The organism is Pseudomonas sp. FSL W5-0299 (genome assembly GCF_005930655.1).
GTDB classification, from domain to species: Bacteria; Pseudomonadota; Gammaproteobacteria; order Pseudomonadales; family Pseudomonadaceae; genus Aquipseudomonas; species Aquipseudomonas mandelii.
On sequence record NZ_RXHX01000031.1, the window covers coordinates 1 to 26,286 of the forward strand.

At 59.0% G+C, this 26,286-nt stretch carries 20 protein-coding genes; 12 read left to right on the top strand and 8 right to left on the bottom strand.

Annotated elements, in window-relative coordinates; genetic code table 11:
• The first annotated feature begins 472 nt into the window (after nucleotides 1-472).
• The 7 genes from tig (at nucleotide 473) to FHL16_RS26500 (ending at nucleotide 10,058) form a co-directional block, all read left to right on the top strand.
• Nucleotides 473-1,783 carry a trigger factor gene (gene tig / locus FHL16_RS26470; RefSeq protein ID WP_010458704.1) on the top strand — a complete coding sequence of 437 codons (1,311 nt, stop codon included), beginning with the start codon at nucleotides 473-475 and terminating at the stop codon, nucleotides 1,781-1,783.
• A 93-nt stretch (nucleotides 1,784-1,876) separates the two neighbouring features.
• Nucleotides 1,877-2,512: an ATP-dependent Clp endopeptidase proteolytic subunit ClpP gene (clpP, locus tag FHL16_RS26475; RefSeq protein WP_010458706.1), complete on the top strand. Its 636-nt coding sequence runs from the start codon at nucleotides 1,877-1,879 to the stop codon at nucleotides 2,510-2,512.
• 112 nt (nucleotides 2,513-2,624) lie between these two features.
• Nucleotides 2,625-3,908, top strand: coding sequence for an ATP-dependent Clp protease ATP-binding subunit ClpX (clpX, locus tag FHL16_RS26480; protein WP_007946893.1), 1,284 nt, complete (start codon nucleotides 2,625-2,627; stop codon nucleotides 3,906-3,908).
• Between the two features lie 162 nt (nucleotides 3,909-4,070).
• Nucleotides 4,071-6,467 (top strand): endopeptidase La, encoded by a 2,397-nt coding sequence (lon, locus tag FHL16_RS26485; protein ID WP_010458711.1) that lies wholly within the window; start codon nucleotides 4,071-4,073, stop codon nucleotides 6,465-6,467.
• Nucleotides 6,468-6,614: 147 nt separating this feature from the next.
• Complete coding sequence (locus FHL16_RS26490) at nucleotides 6,615-6,887, top strand: HU family DNA-binding protein (protein WP_002552737.1); 273 nt, start codon at nucleotides 6,615-6,617, stop codon at nucleotides 6,885-6,887.
• A gap of 233 nt (nucleotides 6,888-7,120) precedes the next feature.
• On the top strand, nucleotides 7,121-8,992 hold the full coding sequence (locus tag FHL16_RS26495; RefSeq protein WP_077749741.1) for a SurA N-terminal domain-containing protein: 1,872 nt from the start codon (nucleotides 7,121-7,123) through the stop codon (nucleotides 8,990-8,992).
• A 229-nt stretch (nucleotides 8,993-9,221) separates the two neighbouring features.
• The gene (locus FHL16_RS26500; RefSeq protein WP_010458715.1) at nucleotides 9,222-10,058 is read left to right on the top strand and encodes a DUF2242 domain-containing protein; all 837 of its coding nucleotides are present in this window, start codon (nucleotides 9,222-9,224) and stop codon (nucleotides 10,056-10,058) included.
• Nucleotides 10,059-10,403: 345 nt separating this feature from the next.
• Here the strand turns inward: FHL16_RS26500 and FHL16_RS26505 are convergent, their stop codons facing one another.
• Together FHL16_RS26505 and FHL16_RS26510 are read right to left on the bottom strand one after the other, a co-directional pair.
• On the bottom strand, nucleotides 10,404-11,444 hold the full coding sequence (locus FHL16_RS26505; protein WP_077749742.1) for an AraC family transcriptional regulator: 1,041 nt from the start codon (nucleotides 11,442-11,444) through the stop codon (nucleotides 10,404-10,406).
• A gap of 3 nt (nucleotides 11,445-11,447) precedes the next feature.
• Nucleotides 11,448-12,578, bottom strand: a complete 1,131-nt coding sequence (locus FHL16_RS26510) for a carbon-nitrogen hydrolase family protein (RefSeq protein ID WP_077749743.1) — start codon at nucleotides 12,576-12,578, stop codon at nucleotides 11,448-11,450.
• Between the two features lie 208 nt (nucleotides 12,579-12,786).
• Here FHL16_RS26510 and FHL16_RS26515 point away from each other — a divergent pair, with 208 nt between their 5' ends.
• Nucleotides 12,787-14,826 carry an oxidoreductase gene (locus tag FHL16_RS26515; protein ID WP_077749744.1) on the top strand — a complete coding sequence of 680 codons (2,040 nt, stop codon included), beginning with the start codon at nucleotides 12,787-12,789 and terminating at the stop codon, nucleotides 14,824-14,826.
• A 190-nt stretch (nucleotides 14,827-15,016) separates the two neighbouring features.
• Nucleotides 15,017-15,943: a 1-aminocyclopropane-1-carboxylate deaminase/D-cysteine desulfhydrase gene (locus tag FHL16_RS26520; RefSeq protein ID WP_010458726.1), complete on the top strand. Its 927-nt coding sequence runs from the start codon at nucleotides 15,017-15,019 to the stop codon at nucleotides 15,941-15,943.
• A 29-nt stretch (nucleotides 15,944-15,972) separates the two neighbouring features.
• Here FHL16_RS26520 and FHL16_RS26525 read toward each other — a convergent pair whose 3' ends face one another.
• From FHL16_RS26525 to FHL16_RS26535, 3 genes are all read right to left on the bottom strand, one after another.
• On the bottom strand, nucleotides 15,973-16,521 hold the full coding sequence (locus FHL16_RS26525) for a cytochrome b (RefSeq protein WP_077749745.1): 549 nt from the start codon (nucleotides 16,519-16,521) through the stop codon (nucleotides 15,973-15,975).
• A gap of 189 nt (nucleotides 16,522-16,710) precedes the next feature.
• Nucleotides 16,711-17,538 carry a phosphonoacetaldehyde hydrolase gene (gene phnX, locus FHL16_RS26530; protein WP_010458730.1) on the bottom strand — a complete coding sequence of 276 codons (828 nt, stop codon included), beginning with the start codon at nucleotides 17,536-17,538 and terminating at the stop codon, nucleotides 16,711-16,713.
• 125 nt (nucleotides 17,539-17,663) lie between these two features.
• The gene (locus FHL16_RS26535; RefSeq protein ID WP_077749746.1) at nucleotides 17,664-18,773 is read right to left on the bottom strand and encodes a 2-aminoethylphosphonate--pyruvate transaminase; all 1,110 of its coding nucleotides are present in this window, start codon (nucleotides 18,771-18,773) and stop codon (nucleotides 17,664-17,666) included.
• Between the two features lie 115 nt (nucleotides 18,774-18,888).
• Between FHL16_RS26535 and FHL16_RS26540 the strand changes: the two genes are divergently transcribed.
• A complete protein-coding gene (locus tag FHL16_RS26540) occupies nucleotides 18,889-19,752 on the top strand; it encodes a LysR substrate-binding domain-containing protein (RefSeq protein WP_010458735.1) in 864 nt (287 codons plus the stop codon).
• Between the two features lie 120 nt (nucleotides 19,753-19,872).
• Here the strand turns inward: FHL16_RS26540 and FHL16_RS26545 are convergent, their stop codons facing one another.
• On the bottom strand, nucleotides 19,873-20,745 hold the full coding sequence (locus FHL16_RS26545) for a LysR family transcriptional regulator (protein WP_077749747.1): 873 nt from the start codon (nucleotides 20,743-20,745) through the stop codon (nucleotides 19,873-19,875).
• A 269-nt stretch (nucleotides 20,746-21,014) separates the two neighbouring features.
• On the opposite strand from FHL16_RS26545, the gene FHL16_RS26550 reads away from it, so the two are divergent.
• Nucleotides 21,015-22,334, top strand: a complete 1,320-nt coding sequence (locus tag FHL16_RS26550) for an MFS transporter (protein WP_077749748.1) — start codon at nucleotides 21,015-21,017, stop codon at nucleotides 22,332-22,334.
• A 164-nt stretch (nucleotides 22,335-22,498) separates the two neighbouring features.
• On the opposite strand, the gene FHL16_RS26555 is transcribed toward FHL16_RS26550, so the two are convergent.
• Nucleotides 22,499-23,806, bottom strand: coding sequence for a type VI secretion system Vgr family protein (locus FHL16_RS26555; RefSeq protein WP_077749749.1), 1,308 nt, complete (start codon nucleotides 23,804-23,806; stop codon nucleotides 22,499-22,501).
• A gap of 232 nt (nucleotides 23,807-24,038) precedes the next feature.
• On the opposite strand from FHL16_RS26555, the gene FHL16_RS26560 reads away from it, so the two are divergent.
• Complete coding sequence (locus tag FHL16_RS26560; RefSeq protein ID WP_010458744.1) at nucleotides 24,039-24,746, top strand: YebC/PmpR family DNA-binding transcriptional regulator; 708 nt, start codon at nucleotides 24,039-24,041, stop codon at nucleotides 24,744-24,746.
• A 137-nt stretch (nucleotides 24,747-24,883) separates the two neighbouring features.
• Here the strand turns inward: FHL16_RS26560 and FHL16_RS26565 are convergent, their stop codons facing one another.
• Nucleotides 24,884-26,200 carry a leucine-rich repeat-containing protein kinase family protein gene (locus tag FHL16_RS26565; protein WP_077749750.1) on the bottom strand — a complete coding sequence of 439 codons (1,317 nt, stop codon included), beginning with the start codon at nucleotides 26,198-26,200 and terminating at the stop codon, nucleotides 24,884-24,886.
• Between the last annotated feature and the right edge of the window lie 86 nt (nucleotides 26,201-26,286).

Genomic DNA, 26,286 nt, shown 5'->3' on the forward strand with positions numbered 1-26,286 from the left:
CGTAGCTCAGTTGGTAGAGCACGGGATTGTGACTCCCGTTGTCGAGGGTTCGATCCCCTTCGTCCACCCCATATTTCGAGAGGCGCCAGATTTAACAGTCTGGCGCCTTTTTTGTTTTAGCGGTTCGAGTGTCAAGCGGCTGCATGTCCTGGGTCGCAGGGGTGGGGTGTTTCGTCGTATTTATGTTTCTCGATGATGCCGCGCCGCCCGCCGGCTTGCTCGCAAGACCGGCTGTCAGGGAGATGATTGGCAACTTCTTCTATATATAGAAGGATTGGTGCAGAGCCCTGGCGTGACTGGCTGTATTTGCTAACAGGGCGAGGCACAACCGTTTGTCCCCGCCTATAAATTGCCTGCTGCTTTTTTACCCGTTTTCAGTAGGGTGACTTCTTGAGTTTGACCCACTAGAATGCATGCCCTTGATTCTGGGGTCGGAAACGGCCGGCTAACGTCTGTGCAACGAGGAATATCCATGCAAGTTTCTGTTGAAAATACTTCTGCTCTTGAGCGCCGCATGAGCATCACCGTGCCGGCTGAGCGCATCGAGACTCAGGTCAACAAGCGTCTGCAGCAGACTGCCCAAAAGGCCAAGATTGCTGGCTTCCGTCCAGGCAAAGTGCCAATGAGCGAAATCAAGCGCCGTTTCGGTGCTGATGCGCGTCAGGAAGCTGTAGGCGATGTGATCCAGTCTTCGTTCTACGAAGCTGTTGTCGAGCAAAAGCTGAACCCGGCTGGCGCTCCTTCGATCGAGCCTAAATCGATGGAAGCTGGCAAAGATCTGGAATACGTTGCAGTTTTCGAAGTGTTCCCTGAGTTCACCGTTGCTGGCTTCGACGGCATCACCGTAGAGCGCCTGAGCGCTGACGTGGCTGACGCCGATCTGGACAAGATGCTGGACGTGCTGCGCAAGCAGAACACCCGTTTCGAAGTGGCTGAGCGCGCCGCTCAGAACGAAGACCAACTGAACATCGATTTCGTTGGCAAGGTTGACGGTGAAGTGTTCGCTGGCGGTTCTGCCAAGGGTACTCAGCTGGTGCTGGGTTCCGGCCGCATGATCCCTGGTTTCGAAGACGGCCTGGTCGGCGCTAAAGCCGGCGAAGAGCGCGTGCTGAACCTGACCTTCCCAGAGGACTATCAGAACCTCGACCTGGCTGGCAAAACCGCTGAGTTCACCGTGACCGTGAACACTGTTTCCGAGCCGAAACTGCCAGAACTGAACGAAGAATTCTTCGCTCAATTCGGCATCAAGGAAACGGGCCTGGAAGGCTTCCGCACCGAAGTTCGCAAGAACATGGAGCGTGAACTGCGTCAGGCGATCAAATCCAAGGTCAAGAATCAGGTAATGGACGGTCTGCTGGCCACCAACCCGATCGAGGTGCCTAAGGCGCTGCTGTCCAACGAAGTTGACCGTCTGCGCGTGCAGGCTGTTCAGCAGTTCGGCGGCAACATCAAGCCTGACCAACTGCCGGCCGAGCTGTTCGAAGAACAAGCCAAGCGCCGTGTTGTTCTGGGTCTGATCGTGGCTGAAGTGGTCAAGCAATTCGACCTCAAGCCTGACGAAGCCCGCGTTCGTGAAATGATTCAGGAAATGGCTTCGGCCTACCAAGAGCCTGAGCAGGTTGTGTCCTGGTACTACAAGAACGACCAGCAACTGAACGAAGTTCGTTCGGTTGTGCTGGAAGAACAAGTTGTGGATACTGTTCTGCAGAAAGCTAGCGTGACCGACAAATCGGTCTCTTACGAAGAAGCAGTCAAGCCGGTAGAAGCTCCACAAGCCGACTGATCGTTTTTGCGGTAAGAAGCACACACCATAAGCCAGCCTTCGTGCTGGCTTATGCGTATTCAAGACATAACTATTTGGGAGTGACTGCAGAGCATGTTCCGTAATTCGTATATTCAGCAGAACTCTGATATCCAGGCCGCTGGCGGCCTGGTCCCGATGGTTGTCGAGCAGTCTGCTCGTGGCGAGCGCGCCTATGACATCTACTCGCGCCTTCTCAAGGAACGAGTGATTTTTCTGGTTGGCCCGGTAGAGGACTACATGGCCAACCTGATTTGTGCGCAATTGCTGTTCCTTGAAGCGGAAAACCCGGACAAGGACATCCATCTCTATATCAACTCCCCGGGCGGTTCGGTGACAGCGGGCATGTCGATCTATGACACCATGCAGTTCATCAAACCCAATGTATCGACCACCTGTATTGGTCAGGCCTGCAGCATGGGCGCCTTCCTTTTGACGGCTGGTGCCGCCGGCAAGCGTTATTGCCTGCCGAATTCGCGCGTGATGATTCACCAGCCACTGGGCGGTTTCCAAGGCCAGGCTTCGGATATCGAAATCCATGCCAAGGAAATTCTCTTCATTCGTGAGCGTCTCAACACGCTGATGGCCAAGCACAGCGGCCACACACTTGAAGAAATCGAGCGCGATACCAACCGCGATAACTTCATGAGTGCAGAAGCCGCGCGTGAGTACGGGTTGATCGATGAAGTGATCAACCAGCGCCCCGCTTAAATTAAGCAGCTCAAAATAGGGTGGGTCGGCTGGTCCGATCACCGGCGGGCTTGAAAAAGCCCGCAATAGCCTTCATCTTGTGTTGCAAGCCTATCGGATTTGGATCGAACGAATGACTGACACCCGCAACGGCGAGGACAACGGCAAGCTGCTCTATTGCTCCTTCTGTGGCAAAAGCCAGCATGAAGTACGCAAATTGATTGCCGGCCCCTCGGTCTTTATCTGCGACGAGTGCGTCGACCTGTGCAATGACATCATCCGAGAGGAGGTGCAGGAAGCCCAGGCCGAAAGCAGCGCGCATAAATTGCCTTCGCCTAAAGAAATCAGCGGCATCCTTGATCAGTACGTGATTGGTCAGGAGCGTGCGAAAAAGGTTCTGGCCGTAGCGGTGTACAACCACTACAAGCGTCTGAACCAGCGCGATAAAAAGAATGACGACGTCGAACTTGGCAAAAGCAACATCTTGCTGATCGGCCCGACAGGCTCGGGTAAAACCCTGCTTGCCGAAACACTGGCCCGCTTGCTGAACGTTCCGTTCACCATCGCCGATGCAACCACCCTCACCGAGGCGGGTTACGTGGGTGAAGATGTCGAGAACATCATTCAGAAGCTGTTGCAGAAGTGCGATTACGACGTGGAAAAAGCCCAGATGGGCATTGTCTACATCGACGAAATCGACAAGATCTCGCGCAAGTCTGACAACCCGTCGATCACCCGGGACGTTTCCGGTGAAGGCGTGCAGCAGGCCCTGCTCAAGTTGATCGAAGGCACGGTCGCTTCCGTTCCGCCGCAAGGTGGTCGCAAGCATCCGCAGCAGGAATTCCTTCAGGTCGACACCCGTAACATCCTGTTCATCTGCGGTGGTGCGTTCTCCGGTCTGGAAAAGGTTATTCAAAACCGTTCCACCAAGGGCGGCATCGGTTTCAACGCGGAAGTTCGCAGCAAGGAAGAAGGCAAGAAGGTGGGTGAATCCCTGCGTGAAGTCGAGCCTGACGATCTGGTCAAGTTCGGTCTGATCCCGGAGTTCGTCGGTCGTCTGCCGGTCCTTGCCACGCTGGACGAGCTTGATGAAGCTGCGTTAATGCAGATTCTCACCGAGCCGAAAAATGCTTTGACCAAGCAGTATGCCAAGCTGTTCGAGATGGAAGGTGTAGACCTGGAATTCCGGGCCGACGCACTGAAATCGGTCGCCAAACGTGCCCTGGAACGCAAGACCGGTGCCCGTGGACTGCGTTCGATTCTCGAAGGTGTATTGCTCGACACTATGTATGAAATCCCCTCGCAGTCCGAGGTGAGTAAAGTAGTGATCGACGAAAGCGTTATAGAAGGCAAGTCCAAGCCACTGTATATCTACGAAAACAGTGAGCCGGCTGCCAAGGCTGCGCCAGACGCTTAAGCGTCCGGCAGCTGGAGCAAAGAAGGGGCCTTCGGGCCCCTTTTCTTTTAAAGCGTTTTTAACACCCTCTTTGCGCTTGTTTTTTTTCAAAGCAGCCCCCATCTTGGTTTCAAGCTTACTTCCATCTGTTTACGGCCATATGGCCGCCGTAGAGGCGAAATCATGAAGACAACCATCGAATTGCCTCTCCTGCCATTGCGTGATGTTGTGGTTTATCCGCACATGGTTATCCCGCTGTTCGTGGGGCGCGAGAAATCCATCGAAGCCCTCGAGGCTGCGATGACGGGCGACAAGCAGATTCTTCTGCTGGCTCAGAGAAACCCTGCTGACGACGATCCCGGTGAAGATGCACTTTATCGCGTAGGCACCATTGCGACCGTTCTGCAGCTGCTCAAGCTGCCTGACGGCACGGTCAAGGTTCTGGTCGAAGGCGAGCAGCGGGGCGCCGTGGAGCGCTTCAGCGAAGTGGACGGCCACTGCCGTGCCGAAGTCTCGCTGATCGACGAAGTCGACGCGCCTGAGCGCGAGTCGGAAGTGTTCGTCCGCAGCCTTTTGGCTCAGTTCGAACAATATGTGCAGCTGGGCAAGAAAGTCCCGGCTGAAGTCCTCTCGTCGCTAAACAGCATCGACGAGCCGGGTCGCCTGGTCGACACCATGGCCGCTCACATGGCCCTGAAGATCGAGCAGAAGCAGGAAATCCTCGAAATCATCGATTTGTCGGCCCGGGTCGAGCACGTTCTGGCGTTGCTGGATGCCGAGATCGATCTGCTGCAAGTCGAAAAACGCATTCGCGGTCGCGTCAAGAAACAAATGGAGCGCAGCCAGCGCGAGTACTACCTGAATGAGCAGATGAAGGCCATTCAGAAAGAGCTCGGCGACAGCGACGAAGGCCACAACGAAATCGAAGAGCTGAAAAAGCGCATCGATGCCGCTGGCCTGCCCAAAGATGCCTTGGCCAAGGCCCAGGGTGAGCTGAACAAGTTGAAACAAATGTCGCCAATGTCCGCGGAAGCGACCGTGGTGCGTTCGTACATCGACTGGCTGGTTCAGGTGCCGTGGAAGGCCCAGAGCAAAGTGCGCCTGGACCTTGCGCGCGCAGAAGACATTCTTGATGCAGACCACTACGGTCTGGAAGAAGTCAAAGAGCGGATCCTCGAATACCTCGCCGTGCAAAAGCGCGTGAAGAAAATTCGTGGTCCGGTGTTGTGCCTGGTCGGTCCTCCAGGGGTGGGTAAAACCTCTCTGGCAGAGTCGATCGCCCACGCCACCAACCGCAAATTTGTCCGTATGGCCCTCGGTGGCGTGCGTGACGAAGCGGAAATTCGTGGTCATCGCCGGACTTACATCGGTTCGATGCCAGGAAGATTGATTCAAAAGATGACGAAGGTGGGCGTCCGCAACCCGCTGTTCCTGCTCGATGAAATCGACAAAATGGGCAGCGACATGCGTGGCGATCCGGCGTCGGCGTTGCTGGAAGTGCTCGATCCGGAGCAGAACCACAACTTCAACGATCACTATCTGGAAGTCGACTACGACTTGTCCGATGTGATGTTCCTGTGCACCTCGAACTCCATGAATATTCCGCCGGCGCTGCTCGACCGGATGGAAGTGATTCGTCTGCCTGGCTACACCGAAGACGAAAAGATCAACATCGCCGTCAAATACCTCTCGCCCAAGCAGATTACAGCCAACGGCTTGAAGAAAGGCGAGCTGGAATTCGACGCCGAAGCGATCCGCGACATCATCCGCTACTACACCCGCGAAGCCGGTGTGCGTGGGCTGGAACGCCAGATTGCGAAGGTTTGCCGCAAGGCGGTCAAAGAGCACGCACTGGAAAAACGCTTCTCGGTGAAGGTCACTGCCGAGATGCTGGAACACTTCCTGGGTGTGCGCAAATTCCGCTACGGTCTGGCTGAGTCGCAGGATCAGATCGGTCAGGTCACCGGTCTGGCATGGACTCAGGTCGGTGGTGAATTGCTGACCATCGAAGCTGCTGTCGTGCCGGGTAAAGGCCAGCTGATCAAGACCGGTTCGCTGGGTGATGTGATGGTCGAATCGATCACGGCCGCGCTGACCGTTGTGCGCAGCCGTGCGAAGAGCCTGGGGATTCCCCTGGACTTCCACGAGAAGCGCGACACGCACATCCACATGCCGGAAGGGGCGACCCCGAAAGACGGCCCTAGCGCCGGCGTAGGCATGTGCACGGCCCTGGTGTCGGCATTGACCGGGATTCCAGTACGTGCGGATGTTGCCATGACAGGCGAAATCACCTTGCGTGGCCAGGTGTTGGCGATTGGCGGATTGAAGGAAAAACTGCTGGCTGCTCACCGTGGCGGGATCAAGACCGTGATCATTCCTGAAGAGAACGTGCGCGATCTGAAGGAAATTCCTGACAATATCAAGCAAGATCTGCAGATTAAACCGGTTAAATGGATTGACGAGGTCCTGCAAATTGCGCTGCAATACGCGCCGGAGCCGCTGCCAGATGTGGTTCCAGAGATAGTTGCAAAGGATGAAAAACGCGAGTCTGACTCTAAGGAAAGAATTAGCACGCATTAGTACGCATTTGCCTGAGTGGCTTGTTGACAGCTTTTTAGAGCCCTTGTTATAAAGCGGCTCTTAAGTGTCTGTAGGCCATTCAGCACTCGTTTTTGCTTTCACCAAAAAACTTAGAATCATACTCAAATAGATATAAGGGGACTTAGAGTGAACAAGTCGGAACTGATTGATGCTATCGCTGCATCCGCTGATATCCCGAAAGCTGCTGCTGGCCGTGCGCTGGACGCTGTAATCGAATCCGTCACTGGCGCTCTCAAGGCTGGCGACTCTGTTGTTCTGGTTGGTTTCGGTACCTTCTCCGTTACCGATCGTCCAGCTCGCATTGGTCGTAACCCACAGACCGGTAAGACGCTGGAAATCGCAGCAGCCAAAAAACCAGGTTTCAAAGCCGGTAAAGCACTGAAAGAAGCTGTCAACTAAGTTCGTTTCAGGTTTTTGCCTATCCGGGTCGGGGTCATGCCTGACCTGGCAGCGGAGCGGTAGTCCAGTCGGCAAGTTGCCGGTCCGAGACGCCGAGGGTCGCAAGTTCGAACCCTTGGTCCGCTCCGCCAGTTACGAGAAGGCGCATCCTCGGATGCGCCTTTCTTCTATCCGGATTCTACCCACGCTCCACGGTTGCCTAATTTTGAAGTTCAACCGTTTCTGGGGGACGCATGCTGCAGAATATCAGGGACAATTCACAAGGCTGGATTGCCAAGACCATTATCGGGGTCATCGTTGCACTGATGGCTTTGACCGGTTTCGACGCCATTTTTCAGGCCACCACCAGTCGTAATGATGCGGCCAAGGTTAACGGCGAAGAAATCAGCCAGAACGAGCTGAGCCAGGCGGTCGATATGCAACGCCGTCAGCTGATGCAACAGCTGGGCAAGGATTTCGACGCTTCCTTGCTCGACGAAAAAATGCTGCGCGAATCGGCTCTCAAAGGCTTGATCGACCGCAAACTGCTGCTGCAAGGCGCAGAAGAATCGAAATTCGCTTTCTCCGAAGCGGCCTTGGACCAAGTGATCCTGCAAACACCTGAGTTTCAGGTGGATGGCAAGTTCAGTGCTGAGCGCTTCGATCAGGTGATTCGTCAACTGGGCTACAGCCGCATGCAATTCCGCCAGATGCTGGCTCAGGAAATGCTGATCGGTCAGCTGCGCGCTGGCCTGGCGGGTAGCGGTTTCGTCACCGACGCACAGGTTCTGGCCTTCGCCCGTCTGGAAAAACAGACCCGCGATTTCGCTTCCCTGAACGTCAAGGTTGACCCGGCAGCGGTGAAGCTGACCGACGATGAGGTCAAGGCCTACTACGACGAACATGCCAAGGAATTCATGACGCCGGATCAGGTTGTCATCGATTACCTGGAATTGAAGAAGTCTTCCTTCTTCGATCAGGTCAGCGTCAAGGACGAAGACCTGCAAGCGGCGTATCAGAAAGAAATCGCGAACCTGTCCGAGCAACGCCGGGCTGCGCACATTCTGATCGAAGTGAACGATAAAGTGACCGAGGCGCAAGCCAAGGCCAAGATCGAAGACATTCAGGCGCGTCTGGCCAAAGGCGAGAAATTCGAGGCGCTGGCCAAGGAATTCTCCCAGGACCCGGGTTCGGCGAACAACGGCGGTGACCTGGGCTACGCAGGCCCTGGTGTATACGACCCTGCATTTGAAACCGCGCTGTATGCGTTGGCCAAGGATCAAGTGTCGGCACCGATTCGCACTGACTTCGGTTTCCACCTGATCAAACTGTTGGGCGTTGAAGCACCGGAAGTGCCGACGCTGGCCAGCCTGAAAGACAAGCTGACCCGTGAGCTGAAAACCCAGCAGGTCGAGCAGCGTTTTGTCGAGGCGACCAAGCAACTGGAAGACTCTTCGTTCGAGTCCTCCGATCTGGCCCAGCCGGCGCAAGACCTGAAGCTGACTGTCCACACCTCCAAGCCGTTTGGCCGCGAGGGTGGCGAAGGTGTGGCGGCTAACCGTGCCGTGATCACCGCGGCGTTCAGTCCTGAAGTGCTGGATGAAGGTGCCAACAGCACCGCCATCGAGCTGGACCCGGAAACCGTGATCGTGCTGCGCGCCAAGGAACACTTGAAGCCTGCGCAACTGCCGCTGGAAAGCGTCAATGCCAGCATTCGTGCGCAGTTGGCCAAGGAGCACGCCAGTGCTGCCGCCAAGACCAAGGCTGATGAGTTGATCGCCAGCCTGCGCGATGGCAAGACTCCGCTGGACAAGGCGATTGACGGTCAGAACTGGAAAGTGACTGAAGCGGCAACTCGCGCTCAGGAAGGGATTGACCCAACCGTGCTGCAAGCGCTGTTCCGCATGCCAAAACCTGTCGCCAAGGACAAGCCGACCTACAGCAGCGTGACCCTGACGGATGGTAGCCTGGTGATCGTGCGCCTGAACGGCGTGAACGAAGCCGCCGCGCCGACCGAAGAAGAGAAGGTCCAGTACCGTCGCTTCCTCGCCTCGCGCATTGGCCAGCAGGACTTTGCGGCCTACCGCAAACAGCTGGAAAGCCAGGCCGAGATCAAGCGTTTCTGATGCTTGACTGAGTTGCCCGTTCCACAAAGACCCCGGCCGAAAGGCCGGGGTTTTTTATGTGTGCGATCCAGACCGCGACTTCCGAGGGGCCCTTCGGTCACTCAGACGGGACTTTTTCCCATAGCTGACAGTCAGTAGCCTTGTAAATGTTTTAAGACACTAATCGATGCTCCGCTAAGCATCGATCTGTTGCACAATACGCCCCGGACCGTTTCCCTCAGGATGTTCAATGTTTAAATCAATTCCCATGCGTGTTGCCGGGCTGGCGCTGTTGCTGGCCGCCGCTGCCGGCTGCTCGTCGAAGAAAGCCCCCATCTACGAGCATGAGAACTTCGATGACTCCGGGACGTTTTCGCGCAATTACCCGGTGACGGATGCGCAGACCTGCGAAGCCGCCCGTCGGGCGTTGCTGAGCCAGGGCTATATCATCACCAGCGCCGACCCGAAACTGGTCAGCGGACACAAAAGCTTCCAGCAGACCGGCGAGACCCACATGGAGATCAGCTTCAGTGTGGTGTGTGCCGATGATGGCAGTGAGGGCCATCATGCGACCATGTTCGCCAACGCCCTGCAGGACCGTTATGCGCTGAAGAAAACCAATAACTCGGCCAGTGTGGGCGTGGGTGTGTTGGGTTCGGTGTCGATGCCGATCGGTTCCTCCGACGATTCGATGGTCAAGGTTGCCAGCGAAACCGTCTCGTCGGCCAAGTTCTACGAGCGTTTCTTTGCGCTGGTGGAGTTGTTCCTGCCGCCGGAAGCGAAAAAGGCTGCACACATCCCAGAGAAACCCAAGACCGACCTGGGCATGCCGGAAGCCAAGGCTGCTCCGGCGCCTTTGGCCCCAACGCCGGCACCTGCTGCGGAGCCTGCGCCAGTGCCTGCGGTTGAACCTGCTCCAGCCCCCGCGGCCTCGGAACCCGTCGCACCACCGCCTGAAACAGCGCCGATCACCCCGGTTGAAAACCCGGAGCCGGTTCCGTCCCCGGAAACCGTTACGCCACCGCCGCAATCCAGCCTGCCGCCACCGAGCGAGCCTATTTCGGCCATGCCGGCTGCCAGCCAGTAATCGATGTACATTTCGGGATCGTGTCAGATGGCACCGTTCCCGAAATGGCTGTTAGTTTGATCCGCGTCAACCAGGCTGCAGTCCTACAGCCTTTATCGAAAAAATCCTGTGATAAATTCCTGACCGCCTGCTACGTTTTATAAGTAGCCGCTGAGCGGTGCGCCCGCGTCATTTTTCTTTCACGCGGGCACTTTATGCTCGGGGCGTTGGTCATTTATTCAGGCATTTTTAAACGAGCGGTAGGGGGATTTCACAATGGACGATTATCAAGAAGAGCTGCTCGAGTATCAGGCATTTGAACTGGACCCATTGGAGCCAGCGGAAGACGCTACAGAGCTTTAAGCATCACGCGGATTGGCGATGGCTGCGGCGAAATTCGCCGGGTGTCTGGCCGTTCCAGCGTTTGAAGGCGCGTTGGAAAGCTTCGGCTGAGGCAAAACCCAGCAGGTAGGCGATTTCACCGAACGCCAGTTCCGTGTCGCGAATGTAGGTCATGGCCAGGTCGCGGCGCGTGTCATTGAGAATGGCGCGAAATTGCGTGCCTTCCTCGGCGAGTTTGCGACGCAAGGTCCAGGTCGGCAGCTTCAGGCGTGCCGCCACTTCTTCCAGGTCGGGTTCCCGGCCACCATTGAGCAATGGCCCCAGCAACTGAGTGATGCGTTCACGCAGGCTGCGGGTGCGTGTCAGTTGCTCCAGTTCCCGCTCACAGAGTTGCAGCAAGTGTCGCCAGGTACTCGGGCAGTGCTCCGGGTTGCGCTGGGCGAGGCTGGCCAGGCTCAGGCGCAGTTGATTCTGTTCGGCGCCGAACTGAATCGGACAATCGCCCAGCGCGGCATATGCTTCACGATAATCCGGTTCGGCAAACTCAATCTCGATCCGTTCGGCGCGAAGCGGGGCAGGGCTCACGCTGGACAATTGCTGCAACCACCCGGCGATGATCGAATCCACCACGAAGCGGTTGTAGGCGTTGTAGGGACTGATGGAATAGAACCGCAGCCACGCGCCCTGAGCGTCTTCAAGAAAGCTCGATTGACCACGGTAGTTGGAGCCATACAGGGCTTCAAAACGAATCAGGCAGCGCGCCGCTTCGCGAACCGTCGGCGCCTGGGCGGCGGTGACTCCGGCCAGGCCGGCCTGACTCAGACGACTGAGCTGGCCCATGCGCAAACCCAGCGCCGGGTTATCGGTCAGTTGAATGGCTCCGTGGCCCAGGCGCATGTAGCGCGGGATCGACAGCCGGGCCCCCGCTTCGGCCAGGCGCGCGGCATCGAGGCCGTATTGCTCAAGCAACGGTTGCGGGTCCACACCGTGGCTGCGCACGGCGTCGGCCAGGCTGTGTACAAAGCCCACCGACAGATCCCCAAGGCGCATCGGCAGCGGTTTCATGGGTTACAACCAGAGGTTCAGCAAACGCGCGCCACGGGCGTTGCCGTCGGCGAACTGCTGCCCGTTGTTGCTGAGAAAACTTTGACCCGCGCTGCCCTTGTCCCAGAATTGACCGCGCAGGAACACGCTCATGCCTGCAAGGGCCTTGCTGCTGGGCGGCTGGCCGGTCAATGTCAGACGATGCCAGGCCTGGCCTTCACTGAGTTCACCGGCCTTGAGGCTGACGGAGCTGGGCGTCGACAGCCCCTTGTAACCCCGCCACGGTTTGTCCCAGGTGTCGCGGCCAACGACATACGCCGGAACAGCCACCAAATGGGCGCCCTGAGCGTCGAGTTTGCGGTAGTTGTCCGGGTACCAGCTGTCGCTGCCGATCAGTACGCCCAAGCGTCCAGCCGGTGTGTCGACAACGTTGAGCGTATGCTCGCCATTGGCCTGGATGACGTCATGGTCAGCAAAGACCGGATGCATCTGGCGTTGCGGCTGGCCGATCGGCACACCGTCGCGACCGAACACCACGCTGCTGTTGTACAACGCACCGCGGCCGACTTTCAGTGTTCCGTCGATGATGCTCGGTTCGGGCAGCACGATAGTGCCGGCCACCAGGGTCACGTTGAACGCCTTCGCCAGCCCCCCGAACAGTGCCTGATAATCCTTGGCCATGCTTTTGGCCTTCATCCGCAAGTGAGCGTCATCGAGACGACTGTCGCCCTTGGCGCTGATCAACGCACGGACGAACTGCACAGGATTGCTCACCGCCAGCCAGTTCATGGCTTCCTCAAGTGTGGTCGCCTGGTACAGCTCATCTTTCTCGCCACTGACCATCAGCCAGGTGCCGATATGTTCGGGCAGCACGACGATGGTCTTTTCATTGAGCAAGCCTTGGTCCTGGGCCTGCTGCAAATAGGCGGCGAGCTTGCGGTGCAGGCGTTCGGGGCTTTGATAGTCGGTGGGAAACAGCTCGGGCTGGATACCCAGCAGATTGCCGCGATCGGCGGGTGTGCCTTGATCGACCGCGAGTTGGATGCGCAGGTCCGACAGGTAATGACCCACCGGACGGTCCGCGGCCCACATGGCGTAGGTCGTGAGGGCGGCAATCAATGCCATGGAGAAAGTCAGGTACAGAAGTTTGCGCATGGAAAACAGTCGACAGCCGTGTGCAGGGTTCGCGACTAGGGTAGGGCCCATGCCGACGCTTGCCAAGGGGCGCTGCACATTTGGATCAATAAGTTGTCAGTTTCGGTCATTGAGTGACGGGGGCGCGACTCTTAGTCTGTCCAACATGACTGACGGGGGCCGAAGAGCTCCTGCATTTTTTCCGTGATCGCTCGATGTGGAGTTACAAATGGCCGCCGCTCATTACCCGCACCTGTTGGCCCCGCTGGACCTGGGTTTCACCACGCTGCGCAACCGCACCCTGATGGGTTCGATGCACACCGGTCTTGAGGAAAAGCCTGGTGGTTTCGAACGCATGGCGGCGTACTTCGCCGAGCGTGCTCGCGGCGGTGTCGGCCTGATGGTCACCGGCGGCATTGGTCCGAACGATGAGGGCGGGGTGTATTCCGGCGCGGCCAAACTGACCACCGAGGAAGAAGCGCTCAAGCACCAGATCGTGACCCGTGCAGTGCACGAGGCGGGCGGCAAGATCTGCATGCAGATCCTCCACGCCGGTCGTTATGCCTACAGCCCGAAACAGGTCGCGCCGAGTGCCATTCAGGCGCCGATCAACCCGTTCAAGCCTAAAGAGCTGGACGAGGAAGGTATCGAGAAGCAGATCAGCGATTTCGTCACGTGCTCGACCCTGGCGCAAAAAGCCGAGTACGACGGCGTCGAGATCATGGGTTCGGAAGGTTATTTCATTAACCAGTTCCTCGCCGCCCACACCAACCACCGCACCGACCGTTGGGGGGGCAGCTACGAAAACCGTATGCGCCTGCCGGTGGAAATCGTCCGCCGTGTACGCGAAGCGGTCGGCCCGAACTTCATCATCATCTTCCGCCTGTCGATGCTCGACCTGGTGGAAGGCGGCAGCAGCTGGGAAGAGATCGTGACCCTGGCCAAAGCCATCGAGCAGGCCGGCGCGACCATCATCAACACCGGCATCGGCTGGCACGAAGCGCGGATTCCGACCATCGCCACCAAAGTGCCGCGTGCGGCGTTCAGCAAAGTCACGGCCAAGCTGCGTGGTTCGGTGAGCATTCCGTTGATCACCACCAACCGCATCAATACGCCAGAAGTGGCCGAGCAGATTCTGGCCGAAGGCGATGCCGACATGGTGTCCATGGCGCGGCCGTTCCTCGCCGACCCGGACTTCGTCAACAAGGCGGCCGCTGGCCGTGGCGACGAAATCAATACCTGCATCGGTTGCAACCAGGCATGCCTGGATCACACCTTCGGCGGCAAGTTGACCAGCTGCCTGGTGAACCCCCGTGCTTGCCATGAAACCGAGCTTAACTACCTGCCGGTGCAGCAGATCAAGAAAATCGCCGTGGTGGGTGCCGGTCCTGCGGGCCTGTCCGCGGCCACTGTGGCGGCCGAGCGTGGGCACTCGGTGACGCTGTTTGATTCGGCCAGCGAGATTGGCGGTCAGTTCAACATTGCCAAGCGTGTGCCGGGCAAGGAAGAGTTCGTCGAAACCCTGCGCTATTTCAACCGCAAACTGCAAACTACCAACGTCGAGGTGTGCCTGAACACCCGTGTCGACGTGGCGAAACTGGTTGAGGGCGGTTACGACGAAATCATCCTGGCCACCGGCATCGCCCCAAGAACCCCGGCGATTCCCGGCGTTGAAAACGCCAAGGTGCTGAGCTACCTGGACGTGATTCTCGAGCGTAAACCGGTGGGCAAGCGTGTCGCGGTAATTGGCGCAGGCGGTATCGGTTTCGACGTGTCGGAATTCCTGGTTCACCAAGGCGTTTCCACCAGTCTGGACCGCGATGCGTTCTGGAAGGAGTGGGGCATCGACACGCATCTTGAAGCGCGCGGCGGTGTTGCCGGCATCAAGGCTGAACCCCATGCGCCGGCTCGCGAGGTGTTCCTGCTGCAACGCAAGAAATCCAAAGTCGGCGACGGCCTGGGCAAAACCACGGGCTGGATTCATCGCACCGGTCTGAAGAACAAGCAGGTGCAGATGCTCAACAGCGTCGAATACTTGAAGATTGATGATGAAGGCCTGCACATCCGCATCGGCGAAACCGGTGAGCCGCAGGTGCTGCCGGTGGACAACATCGTGATCTGCGCCGGGCAGGATCCGCTGCGTGAATTGCAGGAGGGGCTGGTGGCTGCCGGGCAGAACGTGCATTTGATTGGTGGCGCGGACGTGGCGGCGGAGTTGGATGCCAAGCGCGCGATCAATCAGGGTTCGCGGTTGGCTGCTGAGTTGTAAGCAACTCAATCCCTGTGGCGAGGGAGGTTGCTCCCGTTGGAGTCCGAAGGACTCCCTCTATCAGCGATCGTGGTGTGTCAGGTTAATCACTGTCGCCAGTTTTGCGGCCGCTGCGCAGCCGAGCGGGAGCAAGCTCCCTCGCCACACATTGGCTGCTAAGATGCCGACTCTTCACCCAGAGCCGGCATTGATGCTTCTCCCTCCCAACGACTGGCTACCCCAAGCCCCGCTCCAGCCCCTTGACCTCGACTGGCTCACCACGGCCAGCATCGAAGTCGCCATCCTGCGTCTCGACCGGATCGACCCACTGATCAGCGGCAACAAGTGGTTCAAACTCATCGAACACCTCAACGCCGCTGACCGGATCGGCGCCCAAGGCATCATCAGCCTCGGCGGTGCCCACTCCAATCATCTGCATGCACTGGCAGCTGCCGGCAAACGTTTCGATTTCAAAACGGTCGGCCTGCTGCGCGGTCACCCGCTGGAAACACCGACGGTGAAGGACTTGCAAGCGTTCGGCATGCAGTTGCACTGGTTGGGTTATGGCGGTTATCGAGCGCGGCATGAAGCGGGTTTCTGGCTGCCCTGGCAGGTGCAATATCCCGACCTGTATCCGGTGCCTGAAGGCGGCGGCGGTCTTCGGGGGGCGCGGGGTTGCAGGCAGTTGAAGGCGATGGTCCTCGATCAACTCGGCGACCTGGGCTGGAGCGATTACGACGGTTGGTGGCTGGCTTGCGGAACCGGCACGACCCTGGCCGGCCTGACGCTGGCGGAGGCGGGCGAACACCCGGTGTATGGCGCGCTCGCGGTGCCCGACGATCATGGTGTGGCACAGCAGGTTGAATCGATTGTCCGAGAGGCGGGTAGTCATGACGTGGCTTACGAACTGTTCGATGCCAGCCGTGGTGGCTTTGCCAAAGTCGATCCGCTGCTGCTCAGTTTCATCGACCAGGCGGAACAGGCTTCGGGAGTTCCCCTCGAACCGCTGTACACCGGCAAGGCGCTGCTGATGCTCAAGCAGCAAGTCGAGGCTGGAACATTTGAAAAGGGCACACGGCTGATCTTCGTCCACACGGGCGGATTGCAGGGCTGCCGGGGGGGCAGCTTGAAAACCTGAACCCCCCTCGCCATAGGGATCAGTGTTTTTCACCCGCGCTTGGGCATCATCCGCAGCAGCGTGTTATCGCGCACCACATAGTGGTGATAAATCCCCGCCGCCGCGTGCAGGCCGATCAGCCAATAGCCGATGGTGCCGCCGAGTTCATGCCATTCCTCGATTTGCTTGGCCAGCGTCTTGTCCTCCGGGATCAGCAGCGGTAGGTCAACGCCATAAAACATCACCTGATGCCCCTTGGCGCTGGTCACCAGCCAACCGAGTATCGGCATCGCGATCATGAAAATGTACAGCGCCCAGTGCATCAGTCTGGCCAGCACGGTCTGCCAGCGGGGCGAGGCCGGGAAGATCTGTGGTGCCGGGCCCAGGCTGCGCGCGAACAACCGCAGCCAAACCAATACGAACACCGTCAAGCCGAGCATGAAGTGCGATTCGGTGATCAGCGTCCGGCCACCGCTGCCTTTGGGAAAGATCCCGCGAAATTCGATACAGGCGTAAACCAGCGCCAACAGGACCAGCATCAACCAATGCAGCGAGATCGATACAGTGCTGTAGCGTGATTCGGAGTTCTTCCAGGGCATACAGTGTTCCTCACAGGTCTGGTCAAAAAGCCCACCGTTCTTGTTCGACGGTGTTTTTTAACTGTAAACCGCTTTGGTCGATTTGCCTGTGGCTGTTTGGGCATTCAATGCTCTGGCTCAAGTGATCGCCCAAAAAAAGCGCCAGTTCCGAAACGGAGCTGGCGCTTTTTTATGAATCAGTAAACGTTATCAACTGCTTTGTGGCATCTCACCCTTGGCCAGACGCTTGTTGATGTCGGCGATCACTTGCGGCAAGTCGGTGATGGTGTCGATCATGTAGTGCGGCCGCGAACCTTCGAACATCGCGTGGATGCGTTTGCGTTCACTCTCGAGTTGCTCGCTGCCCAAGGCGCGGAAACCTTTGTAATCCAGCCCCAGCGCGTTACCGGAGCAGATCAGCGCCACGGTCCACATGCCGGCGCGACGTCCTTCGAGAATACCCGGCACGGTGTCATCGATCTTCACGCAGGCCGCGACGTCGTCGATGCCCAGCGCAATCACGTTGGCCAAGGCCTGTGCCGGCCATGGACGGCCGTTAGGCACTTCGTCGGTGGCGACCACGTGATCGGCCACGTAACCGTTGGTGGCGGCCAGTTCGACCACCTTGTCCATGACCTGTTTCGGGTAGCCGGAGCAGGAGCCGATCTTGATCCCTTGCTGACGCAGGTTGGCGATGGTGTCGAGTGCACCCGGAATCAGCGCCGAGTGCTCGGCGATTTTCTCGATCTGCAGCGGCATGAAACGCTTGTAGATGGCGGTGACATCATCGTCGGTCGGGGTGCGGCCGAACACGGTGCGATAACGCTCGGCAACTTCCGGCTGATCACACAGGGTGCGAATGTGGTCCCACTTGCCCATGCCCATGGGCCCGCGGGCTTCTTCGATGGAGACCTGGACGTCGAACTCGGCGAAGGCTTCGACAAAAATCTGCGTCGGCGCGAACGAGCCGAAGTCGACCACGGTGCCGGCCCAGTCAAGGATGGCGGCCTGGAGTTTGGTTGGGTTGTTGTAGTTCATGTGTTGTGTCCCTTGTAGGAGCGAGGCTTGCCCGCGAAGAACGATAATTCGGTGTGTTCGAAGAACCGCGTCGTCTGCATTCGCGGGCAAGCCTCGCTCCTACAGGATCAGCGGTGCCTGCTCATTCAGATTTCGAGGACTTCCATCTCGCGCAGTACTTCGGCGACCGCCGCTACCGCTGCGTGCATCTCGGCCTGGTTGACGTGTCCGATGCAGCCGACGCGGAAGGTTTCGACCTGGGTCAATTTGCCGGGGTAGAGGATGAAACCCTTGGCCTTGACGCGTTCGTAGAACTCCTTGAACTGATAGCGCGGGTCTTTCGGCGCGTGGAACGTGACAATGATCGGGGCCTGGATCGCGGCGGGCAGGAAGCTGCGCAAGCCGAGTTTGGCCATGTCATCGAGCAGCACCTGGCAGTTGTTGGCATAGCGCTGATGCCGCGCCGGCAAACCACCTTCTTCGTTGTATTGCAGCAAGGCTTCGTGCAGCGCGGCGACCACATGGGTGGGCGGCGTAAAGCGCCATTGGCCGGTCTTGGCCATGTAGGTGTGCTGGTCGAACAAATCCATCGCCAGCGAGTGCGAATTGCCAGCCGCGTTGGCCAGTGCGTCTTTGCGGGCAAAGACGAAACCCATGCCCGGCACGCCTTCCAGGCATTTGCCCGAGGCGGCGATCAGCGCGTCGAACGGCACCTGTTGCGCATCGATTGGCAGCGCGCCAAAGGAGCTCATGGCGTCGATGATCAGGCGTTTGCCGTGTTGCGCAATGACGTGGGCAATCTCCGGCAGCGGATTGAGGATGCCGGTGCTGGTTTCGCAGTGAATCAGCGCAACGTGGGTAATGCTGGCATCGGCGTGCAGCAGACGGTCGACGTCGGCGGCGGTGGTCGGTTCGTCTTCGGCGGTTTCGAAGGTGCTGAAGGAGCGCCCGAGCACTTCGCAGATTTTCGCCAGGCGTTTGCCGTAGGCGCCGTTGATCAGCACCAGCACTTTGCCGTCGCGAGGCACCAGCGTGCCGATGGCCGCTTCGACCGCGAACGTACCGCTGCCTTGCAAGGGCACGCAGTGGTGGCTGTCGCCGCCGTTGATGATTGCCAGCAATTGCTCGCACAGGCTGGCGGTCAGTTGATTAAAGCGGTCATCCCATGAACCCCAGTCGACCATCATCGCCTGACGGGTGCGGGCCGACGTGGTCAGTGGGCCGGGGGTGAGCAGGATTGGCTCGGCAGTGCTCATTCTTGTGTCCTCGCAAAAGCTCTCTGTGGGATGAAGCTACGGGGCATAAATTGCAATTTCGGGTGCTATCAATCAAATTGTTTGTTGTTATGCCAGCCATCAGTGAGAGTTATTCATGAACCTGTTCCAGCTTCGAGCCTTCGACGCCGTGGCCCGCGAAGGCAGCTTCACCCGTGCGGCCGAGCGGCTGTTCATCAGCCAACCGGCGGTCACCGGGCACATCAAGGCGTTGGAGGAGCATTATCAAATCACCTTGCTGCGCCGCACCGCGCGACGCGTGGAGCTGACGGAGGAGGGCACCAAGCTGGCGGCGATCACCCGGGCGATGTTTGGCCTGGCCGAAGAAGCGCAAGTGCTGCTGGAAGCGAATCGGCAGTTGCTGACCGGGCGCCTGGAAGTCGCAGCGGACGGGCCGCACATGGTGATGCCGATGCTCGCCAGTCTGCGCGCGCGATACCCCGGAATTACCGTGAATCTGCGCTTGGGCAATGCTCAGGAAACCCTGGCAGCGTTGTTGTCCGAGCATGCCGACGTGGCGGTGTTGACTGAAGTCGAGCCGCGCAAAGGCCTGCATCTGCAAGCGTTGAGCGAATCACGGATTTGCGCGCTGGTGCCTGACAGTCATCCCTGGGCCAAGGCGTCCAAGGGCGTGAAGCTCAAGGAGCTGGATCAGGTGATCATGGTGTTGCGTGAGCCGAGTTCGATTACCCGGCGGACATTCGATGAAGCTTGCGCGTCGGCATCGGTCAACCCGAGGGTGTTGCTGGAGCTGGACAGTCGCGAGGCGGTGACCGAGGCCGTGGCCGCCGAGTTGGGGGTTGGCGTGGTGTCTTCGGTTGAGGTCAGTCATGACCCGCGGGTGGCGGCAGTGCCGATTTTGGGTGAAGGGCTGGTTAACCGGCACATGATCGGGTGCATGGAACGGCGGCGGGATTTGCGCTTGATTCGGGCGTTTTTTGAATTGGCGCCTATCCGATAAACCGAGGCGCGACCTTCGCGGGCAAGCCTCGCTCCCACAGGGGTTTATGCTGGCCGCAGATCTTGTATACGACGCATAACCTGTGGGAGCGAGGCTTGCCCGCGAAGAGGCCAGACCTGCCTACACCAGACTCTCGCGCACCATCTCCAGAAACGTCGCCACCACCCGCCGTGAACTTTGCTCGCGCAAGCACACCAGCGTCTCTGTCAATCGCCGTGTGCAATCGGTAATCGGCAACGCACACACCCGCGAGTCCGCGCCAAACTCGGCGGCGGACACCACGCCCACCCCGATCCCCACGACCACCGCCTCACGCGCCGCTTCCCGGCCTTCAACCTGGATCGCCGGGCGGATGGAAAACCCGGCCTGGGCCATTTCCTCTTCCAGTGTCTGACGCGTCACCGAACCGATTTCCCGCAGCACCAGGGGCGTGTCGTGCAAATCCGCCAGGCAAATCGATTCGCGATCCGCCCACGGATGATTGTGTGAAACGAAGGCCACCATCGGGTCATTGCGCAGCGGCAGCGAGATCAGCCGCTCGTCACTCACATCCCGGCCGAGCAACGCCAGGTCGGCCTGATAGTTGAACAGGCGAAACAGCGATTCGTCAGTGTTGCCGGTTTCGATTTTTACGCTGATGCCGGGGTAGCGTTCACAGAAACGCGCAATCTGCGGCAGTACGTGCACCGGCGCATCCACCGCGAGAATCAGGCTGCCGGTCTGCAAGGCCCGGGAGTCATGCAAGAGCTCCTGCGCCTCGTCCTCGATGACGAACAGGCGCTGGGTAATGCTCAACAAGCGCTCGCCCAGATCCGTCAGGCGCACCGAGCGTTTGTTGCGGTGAAACAGCAACACCCCGAAGCGCTCTTCGAGCTTGCGCACTTGGTCGGAAATCGCCGGTTGCGTAAGAAAAAGCCGCTCGGCGGCTTTGGTAAAGCTTCCGTGGACGGCCACGGCGTGGAAGGCTTTGAGTTGGGCGTGGGAAACCGACATCGAAACCTCCAGTAACAAGCCGAGCCTATATTGGAAATACGATAAATCGATTTCACTTATTAATCAGTAATTGTTTTTATCGAACTGAGCCCCGGTGACTGGTCAGTCGAACAGCGTCGGTGGCCATGAGCCTGCGCGTGCAGTTACAGGCCTCATCTGACCGGTATCGCCTCAGGGAAGCAGCGGTATCGAAGTGCTCAACAATAAAAAAACAGGCGTTATTTCTCAATTTCTGCCGGCACACTCACACCCTGAGGTCAGAAATCACAATGAACAATTCCATCGGCACCATCAAGCGGTGGCGCGTGCAGATCTTCGCGATCACCTGGCTCGCCTACGCCGCTTTCTACTTCACCCGCAAAGCCTTTTCCGTGGCCAAACTGGGGATCGCCGAAGACCCCACCTTCATGCTCGACAAAATGGCCATGGCCAACCTCGACGCCCTCTACCTGACCGCCTACGCCTTCGGTCAATTCACTTGGGGCATCCTCGCGGACCGCTTTGGCCCTCGTGTCGTGGTGCTTGGCGGATTGCTCATTTCCGCAGCGGCCGCCCTGGTGATGGGCAGTTTCGCGACGTTACCGATCTTTGCCACCTGCATGCTGATTCAAGGCCTGGCGCAGTCCACCGGATGGTCGGGGCTGTGCAAGAACATGGGCAGTTTTTTCCCTGCCCGGCAGCGCGGAAGGGTGCTGGGGCTGTGGAGTTCCTGCTACGCCTTTGGCGGTCTGGTGGCCTCACCGTTTGCCGGCTGGTGGGCGTATACGCTCATCGGCAGCTGGCACGCGGCGTTCATTTCCAGTGCGGCGGTGGTTGGGCTGGTCGCCGTGCTGTTTTTTATTTTCCAACGCAATAAACCGCAAGACGTCGGCTTGCCCGCAGTGGAGCCGGAACTGACAACGAAAGAGGCCTGCGCGCAAAGCAAGACCAGCGTGCTTGAACCGTTAAAGGAAATCCTGCGCAACCGCACGGTGCTGGTATTGGGCCTGGCGTATTTCCTGTTGAAACCGGCGCGCTACGCGATTCTGCTCTGGGGGCCGGTGATCGTCTTCGAGCAGATGCCCTCGGTGGGCAAAGTGGGCGCGGCAATCATTCCTACCGCGTTTGAACTGGCCGGGCTGCTGGGGCCGATCCTGCTCGGGCTGGCCTCGGACAAACTGTTCGGCGCCCGGCGCATGCCGGCCTGCGTGATCAGTCTGTTGGCATTGACCGTTTCCCTGGCGCTGTTCATGGGCGCTCTGCACACCGGCAGCGTGTTGTGGGTGGTGGCGCTGCTGTTTGTCATGGGCCTGACCTTGTACGGGCCGGATTCGATGATCAGCGGGGCGGCAGCGATTGATTTCGGCACCGCCAAGGCGGGCGCCACGGCCGCCGGGTTCGTCAACGGTTGCGGCTCGGTCGGGGCGATTCTCGGCGGATTGCTGCCGGGTTACTTCGACTCGGTCACCGTGTTCATCGTCTTCGCCGGCTGCGCATTGTTTTCCGCCCTGGTGCTGATCCCCCACTGGAACAGCCGTCCGGCTGGCCTGCGCGTCGAAAGCGCTTCCGTGCCTAACCAGGCGATGACCGTAAAACCCCTGCGTACCTGAGGTAAAACCGATGAGACCTTTCTGGCTGGAACAGGCGCTGGAGGCCTGGTCCTGCGTGCCGTAAAAACATACAGGAACCTGCAGGAGCGAAGCTTGCTCGCGAAAGCGCTGTGGATGTGCGCCTGACCAGGTTCGCGGCGGCTGGCAAGGCTGACAAGGGCTGATCAGTCCCGACGGTTAACCAGCCAATCGAGCAACAGAAGGCCATCGCTGCGTGGCTGGCGAGTGGGTCGAGGCGCTGGCGGGTTGCTCGCCGCCGCACACAACACAGGACGATCCGGGTCGCTGTCGAGAAAACTGATTAGCACGTCGGTACCGGCGAGCGGCAGCCTGGACGGATCGATCCGACCGTCCGGCGCGGCGAGGGCCACGGGTAGCCAGAGGCCGGTGGATTCCTTGTCGTCGGCTTGCGCGGTGGGCCACAACCGGACCTCAATCCGCCCTTGAGCATCCAGCACCGCGGGTTGCCCGACAGCGCCCAGCACTCGCGCCTTCTGATAGCCCGGAATGCTCGGTCTGGCCTGTGTGAGCGCTGGCCGGAACACCGTGGACCACGGAATCGCGCTGAACTGATTGCTGTAACGCCGGAGCTTGTCGGTGTCCTCGGCGAGAATCGACGGCTGTCGGCCCTGATGCCGGATCTCGGTCAGCAGCCATTGGTCGTTGAAGTTCGCGATGGGATGTTCCGACACTTGCACGATGCATCCGCCGCGCAAATCACTGTGATTGCTTTGCCCCTGAATCTGCCGATGCCGGCAGCGCAGCCGTTCCAGTGATCGACGGCTCGATTGCTCGCGCTGGAGCTGTTGCGGTGCAGGCGAGGCATGGCGCTGGAACATCTCAGTGATCACCGGCACGCTGGCGGGGTCGGCCGTCTCGCCGTGAAAGGGCATCAGCAGCGGTTCCTGGGGAAAGCTCAGGCTGTCATCCGCCAACACCAGCACATGGCCGTCGTGCTGATGTTCGAAGTGATAGTGGATGCCTTCTTCTTCGCAGAGACGTTGCAGGAACGCCAGGTCGGTCTCATCAAACTGAATGCAGAACGGTCGCACCGCATAGCGTCCGTTGGGCAGTTCAAAACGGAAGCTGTCTTCGGCGATCGCGTTTTCGCTGAGCAACTGGCGCAGGATGGCGGGCGCGTCGAGTTGATGAAAAACCCGCCGGCAAGGGTGTCGGTCCAGTTGCTGCAGCCAGGGCACCAGCACCAGATGGTAGCCGATTCGGTGCGGGCCACGGTGCTCGCGACTGGCGCTGTGCAAGATGCCGTGAATACCGGTTTCACCCCTCAGGCTCAGGAACGCCGGTTGCTGCAGCAACTGCTCGAGGTTCATGGCGGGTGCCAGGCCGATTACTTCGATCTCGAAACGATAGGGCTGGTTGAGACTTTCTCGGCCACTGAACTGCAACACTTGCAGAGTCAATCCACTGTCCAGAAGGGTCAGGGTGTAGGGACTTTCCTTGTCGTTGTGCATCGAACGCGCTTCTGCCATGGAATATGGGCGCAGAGGGTACGAAACCACGGACCTTTATGGTCACCGCAAGTGAACATTTCAGAATCGCCCTACAACCGCCGGTGAAGAAGTCGATTGGTCATGCCGGTGAGCCGGGGTGGATTTTTTGGTCGATTGCCAACTTTAGGCCGTATAAACTTGCGCAAAGCGTCGGCCAATAGATGTCTCGGCGCCACAGATAAGAGAGTGAGTAATGGGCGCACAGTGGAAGGTTAAACACAAAGAAGCGGCATCTAACGCCAAGGGCAAGATCTTCGGCAAATTGGTGAAAGAAATCACTATTGCTGCCCGCAACGGTGCCGATACCGCCACCAACGCACACCTGCGTCTGGTGGTCGAACAGGCGAAAAAAGCCTCGATGCCCAAGGAAACCCTGGATCGTGCGATCAAGAAAGGCGCGGGTCTGTTGGGCGAAACCGTGCAATACCATCGTGTGACGTATGAAGGTTTCGCTCCGCATCAGGTGCCGCTGATCGTTGAATGTGTGACCGACAACATCAACCGCACCGTCGCGGAAATCCGCGTGGCTTTCCGCAAAGGCCAGTTGGGCGCTTCCGGTTCGGTATCGTGGGACTTCAACCATGTGGGCATGATCGAAGCGTCTCCGGACAGCCCTGACGCCGATCCGGAAATGGCTGCGATTGAAGCCGGAGCCCAGGATTTCGAGCCAGGAGACGAAGAGGGCACGACCCTGTTCCTGACCGACCCTGCGGACCTGGATGCCGTTCAGAAAGCGCTGCCTGAGCAAGGTTTTACCGTGTTGTCGGCCAAGTTGGGGTATCAGCCAAAAAACCCGGTAAGCGGTTTGAGCGATGAGCAGATGGCTGAAGTCGAAGCGTTCCTGGAAGGCCTCGATAACCATGATGATGTGCAGGATATGTTTGTGGGTTTGGCGGGTTAAGCCGAACCGGTTGTAATTCTATTTGTGGCGTGGGAGCTTGCTCCCGCTCGGGTGCGCAGCAGCCGTCGTTTTTGGGACGGCTGCGCCGTCCAGCGGGAGCAAGCTCCCTCGCCACAGGTTTTGTACTTGCCTTTAGCTCAGTTGAACGCGGCTAACGCCTGTCCTATCTCACTGAACCCCGGCCGCGCCAGCACCTGCGGCTGGCAGCAGCGCTGCTGTAACGCCTCCAGCTGCAAACGCCTTTCATCACTCAACCCCGAGTCGATCCGCTCCAGCAATTCCCCCAGCAACACCCCGAATGCCCGCACTTCGATCCGTTGCAGCGCACGGCTTTCAAGGCTGTCGCACGTCGCATGGAAAGACGCCGCGCCAAAGTCCCCCAACAGGCAATTACCGTGCTCGTTGCACAAAATATTGTGGCCATAGAGATCGCCATGGGTGATGCCCTGGTGATGCAAATGCTCGGCCACCGAGGCGATTGCGCGGGCCATGCGCAGTGCTACGTGCGCACTGAAACGGGTGTCATCGGCATAGACGTCACGGGTACAGGACGCCAGGCTCGGCAGCCCGGCCAGGTTGCGATAACTCGGATCAATCAGTTGCATCACCAGCCCGGCCTGCTCTTCGGGATGCCCGACGATTCGGCCTTCGACCCGGATCAGATTGGGGTGAAGACCGGCGGTAATGCAGGCGTTCATTTCGTGCAGCGGTGAACCGTCGCTGGTCATTTCGCCTTTGTAGAGTTTGACCGCAACCTGGGTGGCCGGTTGACCCGGTTGCTCCCACGCCGCCCGATGAATCACTCCCGAAGCACCTTCGCCCAGCTGTTGCTCCAGGCGCAGCTCGGACCACGCAATACTCGCCGTGGCATCGAGGGCTGCGGCATCGGCTTCGGTTTCCAGCGGGTTACCGGCATAGGCCAGCCAGGTCAGGCTTGGCAGGGTCAGCAGCCACTCGGGCAGCTCAGTCAGTTGGTTGGCGGCGATGCGGATCAGTTCGAGTCGATGGCATTGGCTCAGGCTTTCGGGCAGGCGCTGCAAGCGATTGCCGGCGAGCATGAGTTTTTGCAGGTGTGGGCGCTGACCCAACTCGGTGGGCAATTCACTGAGGCGGTTATCGGTCAGGATCAGCCAACGCAGCAATGGCGGCAGCGCAGCGGCGGGCACCGTATCGATGGCATTGGCCTTGAAGCCGATCATCGTCAATGCGGTGCATTGGCCGAGGCACGCGGGCAGTTCGGTGAACAGGTTGTCCGAGCAAAACAGCACGCGTAAGCGGGTCAGGCGGTGCAGATCATCTGGCAGCCGACTCAAGGCGTTGCCGCTGAGGTTGAGCACTTCGAGCGAGTCCGCCAGGTCGAAGATTTCTCGCGGAAATTCAGTCAGGCCGCAGGCCAGGTCCAGGCGGGTGATACCTGTCAGTTGACCGGCGCGCAGTTGGGCAAGGGTATCCATGGGCGGGTTCGCTATTGATCGAGGGGAGGGCGCGGGGGCTTGCAAATGGGCGACATGATAGCGGCAAAGTGTGCAGCCGGTGCTGC